This is a genomic window from Duganella levis, from assembly GCF_009857605.1.
Lineage (GTDB): Bacteria > Pseudomonadota > Gammaproteobacteria > Burkholderiales > Burkholderiaceae_D > Rugamonas > Rugamonas levis.
In genome coordinates, this window is sequence record NZ_WWCT01000067.1 from 1 (window position 1) to 4,928 (window position 4,928).

At 64.3% G+C, this 4,928-nt stretch carries 5 protein-coding genes and 1 pseudogene; all 6 read right to left on the reverse strand.

Annotated elements, in window-relative coordinates:
* A pseudogene (locus tag GTP69_RS30620) lies at positions 1–560 on the reverse strand (flagellar hook-length control protein FliK); the annotation flags it as partial.
* An 18-nt stretch (positions 561–578) separates the two neighbouring features.
* Positions 579–1,019: a flagellar export protein FliJ gene (fliJ, locus tag GTP69_RS30625; RefSeq protein ID WP_161058401.1), complete on the reverse strand. Its 441-nt coding sequence runs from the start codon at positions 1,017–1,019 to the stop codon at positions 579–581.
* Positions 1,020–1,053: 34 nt separating this feature from the next.
* A complete protein-coding gene (gene fliI / locus GTP69_RS30630; protein ID WP_161058402.1) occupies positions 1,054–2,487 on the reverse strand; it encodes a flagellar protein export ATPase FliI in 1,434 nt (477 codons plus the stop codon).
* A gap of 4 nt (positions 2,488–2,491) precedes the next feature.
* Positions 2,492–3,247 (reverse strand): flagellar assembly protein FliH, encoded by a 756-nt coding sequence (locus GTP69_RS30635; protein ID WP_161058403.1) that lies wholly within the window; start codon positions 3,245–3,247, stop codon positions 2,492–2,494.
* Positions 3,247–4,245 (reverse strand): flagellar motor switch protein FliG, encoded by a 999-nt coding sequence (fliG, locus tag GTP69_RS30640; RefSeq protein ID WP_110844722.1) that lies wholly within the window; start codon positions 4,243–4,245, stop codon positions 3,247–3,249. The genes GTP69_RS30635 and fliG overlap by 1 nt, the downstream gene beginning before the upstream one ends.
* The coding region (locus GTP69_RS30645) for a flagellar M-ring protein FliF C-terminal domain-containing protein (protein WP_308494484.1) at positions 4,238–4,928 on the reverse strand (691 nt) is incomplete at its 5' end. The genes GTP69_RS30645 and fliG, both read right to left, overlap by 8 nt.

Genomic DNA, 4,928 nt, shown 5'->3' on the forward strand with positions numbered 1-4,928 from the left:
GCCTGCGCAGCGGCAGCATCTGCCGCCAGCGCGGCGCCGCCGGTGGCATTGCCGGTATTGGCGCCTATCGCGGCGGCTGCAGCATCCGCAGCCGCAGTGGCGGCCGGTGCGGCAACTGGCGCGGCTGGCTGGTTGAAGGCGGCCACCAGGGCCAGCATGTCGGCCACCGGATCAGCCGCCTGCGCTGCCTGGGCATCGCTGTTGGCCTGGTCGTCGCTGCTGTTGCTATCGCTGGAGGCGGTCTTGGCCGGCACTGGCGCCGGGGCGGATGCGGTAGCGGTTTCGGTATTGGCTGGCGCTTCGGTCTGGTCCGGTTGCGGCTGCTTGGCCTGTGCGGCCTGCTGCTTCGGCGCGGAGGCGCGCGACGCGTTCGGCCGGTCGGCGTTCCTGGCCGGCTGGTTGCTGGTGCTGGTGCTGGTGGCCTGGCGCTGGTCGATCTCGCGCGACAGGGCCTGCTTGAAGGCGCTGTTGTCGCCGCCCGCACTCAGGTTCAGGTTGACTTTGGGCGCGGCCACTGCATTGGCATTCAGGCTGGGAATCTGGAGGTTATTGCTTTGCATGTTACGCGCTCTCTCGTGTCATCGTTTGTAGTACGCCCCGCGTGCCGCGTGTTCGTCCATGGCTTTCTGGTCGCGCTTGTTTTCCAGCTTGAGCGCCGCTGCATCGGCCCGGTCGTTCAGGGTGGAATACGACATGCGCTTGCGCTCGCTGCCTTGCCACGCTGCTTTTTCTTGCTCGCTGCGCAACTGGGCGTGCCGTATCATTTCCAGCTGACCCTTGATCGCCACTTCCAGCTTGTCGATGAACGCCACGAAGTTGCGGTAGGCCATGGGCGTGATACCGGCCGCCTGGGCTGCCTCGAAACGCTTGACATATTCCTCACGGAAACCGATCAGCATCTCGTGCTTTTGCTTGGCCTCGTCCACGGCTTTGAGGGCGGCACCGAGCCGTTTGGCGGCGTCATCTGTTTCACGCCGCGCCAGGTCCATCAGGGTTTCAAGTTGCGCTTTGGAGGCCATGGTGAGAATTATAAGGAACGTCCAGCCAGATCAATCAGTCGAATAGAGAGGTCAATTGCCCCAAACTCTCGCCCATGGTGACCTGTTCCGTGATTTGTTGCTGTAAGAAATTTTCTATCCGATCATGCAATTGGATAGCCTGATCCAGCACCGGGTCGGTGCCGGCGGCGTAGGCGCCCACGCTGATCAGGTCGCGGCTGCGCTCGAAGCGCGAGAACAGTTGTTTCAACTGGCGCGCCTTGGTCTGGTGCTCATGCGAGGTGATCGAATGCATGGCGCGGCTGATCGACTGTTCGATGTCGATGGCCGGGTAGTGGCCGGCTTCGGCCAGGCGGCGGTTCAGCACGATGTGGCCGTCCAGAATCGCCCTTGCCGAGTCGGCAATCGGGTCCTGCTGGTCGTCGCCCTCGGTCAGCACGGTGTAGAAGGCGGTGATCGAGCCGCCGCCCAGTTCGCCATTGCCGGCGCGTTCGACCAGCACCGGCAGCTTGGCGAATACCGACGGCGGATAGCCCTTGGTGGCCGGCGGTTCGCCGATGGCCAGCGCGATTTCCCGTTGCGCCATGGCGTAGCGGGTCAGCGAATCCATAATCAGCAGCACGTTCTGGCCCTTGTCGCGGAAGTGTTCGGCAATCGCGGTGGAGTAGGCCGCGCCTTGCAGGCGCATCAGCGGCGGCGTATCGGCCGGGGCCGCCACGACGACCGAGCGCGCCAGCCCATCCTCGCCGAGGATTTGCTCGATGAATTCCTTGACCTCGCGTCCCCGTTCGCCGATCAGGCCGACCACGATGATGTCGGCCTCGGTGTAACGTGCCATCATGCCCAGCAGCACGGATTTACCGACGCCCGAGCCGGCGAACAGGCCCATGCGCTGGCCACGTCCCACGGTCAGCATGGCGTTGATGCAGCGCACGCCCACGTCCAGCGTCTCGACAATCGGGGCGCGGCCCAGCGGATTGGCCGGGCGGGTATTGATCGGGGCGCTGTCGACGGCGTTGATCGGGCCTTTGCCGTCGAGCGGGCGGCCGGCGGCATCCACCACCCGGCCCAGCAGTTCGACGCCGACCGGCAGGTGGCGCGCGCGGTCGCTCGGGCGGCGGCGCGGATGGGCCACGCTGCCCGGTTTCGGAATGGCCGGCTCGACCGGGAAGACGCGGGTGCCGGGCACCACGCCTTCGACGTCCGACTGCGGCATCAGGAATAGTTTGTCGCCCTCAAAGCCGACCACTTCGGCTTCGATCTTGCCGCCGTTGGGCAGCGGGATGGTGCAGGCGGCGCCCACCGCCAGGCGCAGGCCGACCGCTTCCATCACCAGCCCGGCTACGCGCGTGACGCGGCCGGAGATCTGCATCGGCTCGACCATGCTGGTCAGGGAGGCGCAATCGCTGAGATAGGATTTCCAGCGTCCGGCGTGCGGGCTGGCGGCAGGGGCGGTGTTGCCGGCGGGGCTGCGGTCGATGGTGTCCATGGCGTCAGTCCAGCCAGTCCACTTCCTTGCCGAGCGCGTGGCTCAGGCGTTGCCAGCGCGCGGCGGCGGTGGCGTCGATGGTGTTGCTGGCGGTATCGACTTTGCAGCCGCCACGGCCGACCGACGGGTCTTCGACCACGCGCCAGCCGCCCTTGTCCAGCTCCTCGCCGATGCCGGCGCGCACGGTGGCGGCGTCGTCCGGATGCAGCACCAGCAGGGCAGGTTGTTGCAGCACCGGCAGGTATTCGATGGCGTCGCGCACGATCGGCAGGATCAGTTCCGGCTTGACCTGCAAGGCGTTCTTCAGCATGCCCTTGGCCAGTTGCAGCGCCAGCTCCAGCACGTCGTTGGCGATCAGCTGGTCGGCGTCCTGCAGCGCGGTGGTGAAATTGTCGGCGATGACGCGCACTTGCTCCAGTTCACTTTTGAGCGCTTCCTTGGCCAGGTCCATGGCGTCGGCGTGGCCAGCCTCATGGCCTTCCTGGTAGCCATCCTTGCGGGCGTCCTCGCGGATGCCTTCCAGTTCCTCGACGGTCGGGTATTCGATGGGCGGCGGCAGCGGCGGCCCCATTTCCATTTGTTCCTGCTGCGCCTGCAAGGCTTCGTGCACGCGCTGTTCGGCTTCCAGCCGGGCGTTCTCGGCGTCGATCTCGCGCTGTTCCGCTTCGCGCAGCGCCACCGTGCTGGGGCGCTCGTCGCCAAACGAGGTCATTTCCCAGCGTTTGAAGGCCGGCTGCGCGTCTTTGCTGTGCATACTCATTAAACGAAGGAATCCTCACCTTTGCCACCGAGCACGATCTGGCCTTCGTCGGCCAGTCGGCGCACGATTTGCAGAATTTGTTTTTGCTGGGTTTCGACTTCCGACAGGCGCACCGGACCTTTGGATTCGAGGTCTTCGCGCATCATTTCCGATGCCCGGGCGGACATGTTCTTGAAGATCTTGTCGCGCAGCTCCTGCGAGGCGCCCTTGAGCGCCACGATCAGCATCTCGGACTGCACTTCGCGCAGCAGCAGCTGGATGCCGCGGTCGTCGATATCGATCAGATTGTCGAACACGAACATCTCGTCCATGATCTTCTGCGCCATATCGTTGTCGTAGTTCTTGATGTTGTCCATGACCGAGCTTTCCTGCTCGCCGGACATAAAGTTAAGAATCTCGGCTGCCGCACGCACCCCGCCCAGCGTCGATTTCTTGATGTTCTCGTTACCCGACAGCAGCTTGGTCAGCACGTCGTTCAGCTCGCGCAGCGCGGCCGGCTGCACGCCGTCCAGGGTGGCGATACGCAGCACCACGTCGTTGCGCAGGCGGTCGGTGAAGTTGCCGAGAATCTCGCAGGCCTGGTCGCGCTCCAGGTGGACCAGGATGGTGGCGATGATCTGCGGGTGCTCGTTGCGGATCAGCTCGGCGACGGATTGCGAATCCATCCACTTCAGCGACTCGATACCGGACGCGTCCTTGCCGCCCAGAATCCGCGACAGCAGCACCGAGGCCTTGTCGTCGCCCAGCGCCTTGGTCAGCACCTGGCGGATGTACTCGTCCGAATCCAGGCCCACGGTAGAGGCGGCCGCGACCATGTCGCGGAAATTGTCGAGCGTACCGACCACTTCCTCGTGCGGCACGTTTTTCATGGTGGCCATGGCGGCGCCGAGTTTCAGCACTTCGCGCGGGCCGAGGAATTTCATTACCTCGGCGGCCTCGGTTTCGCCCATCGCCAACATCAGGATGGCGGCTTTTTGCAGTCCGGTATTCTCAGTCATTGGCGCCTATCCATTCCTTAATCACGTTGGCCACAATGCGTGGGTCTTCCACCGCCAGTTTCTTGGCCATGGCCAGGTTTTCGCGGTAGCCGCGGGCGGTGCTCTCTTCCATTTTGCGCAGTGCTTCTTCGGCGATGAGGGCCTCGTCCGGACCATCCTCGATTTCTTCTTCCGGCACTTCCGGTTCCGGCTCCGGCGCGTTGATCTCGTCGATTTTCTTGAATACCGGGCGCATCATCGGACGCACGATGCGCATCACGATGTACAGCAGGATCAGGGCGGTAATCAGGAACTTCGCCAGATCCTTGGCCATCGGCAAGTTGGCCGGATCGCGCCACCAGTCAGGCGGGCGCTCGAACGGCTTGTCGACGCCGTCGAACGGCGAGTTGGCGACGCTGACGGCGTCGCCGCGGTCCTGGTTATAGCCCATGGCCTGCTTGACCAGATCATTGATCTTGGCCATCTCTTCAGGAGTATAGGCTTTTACCGTGACTTTGCCGTCCTTATCGACGATGCGCTTGAAATTGACCACCACCGCCACGGTCAGGCGGCGCAGGCCGCCCATGCCGCGTTGCTCGTAGCGCACAGTCTTGTCGACTTCATAATTGGTAGTCGACTCCTTGTGCGATGGCGAGCCGGCGGCGCCGGTGGCCGGCAGCGCGCCCGGCGGCGTGCCGGGGGCC

Excerpts from the sequence above, each read along its gene's own strand:
- fliG (WP_110844722.1), bottom strand. The coding sequence starts at position 4,245 with ATGACTGAGAATACCGGACTGCAAAAAGCCGCCATCCTGATGTTGGCG.
- fliI (WP_161058402.1), bottom strand. The coding sequence starts at position 2,487 with ATGGACACCATCGACCGCAGCCCCGCCGGCAACACCGCCCCTGCCGCC.
- GTP69_RS30635 (WP_161058403.1), bottom strand. The coding sequence starts at position 3,247 with ATGAGTATGCACAGCAAAGACGCGCAGCCGGCCTTCAAACGCTGGGAA.
- fliJ (WP_161058401.1), bottom strand. The coding sequence starts at position 1,019 with ATGGCCTCCAAAGCGCAACTTGAAACCCTGATGGACCTGGCGCGGCGT.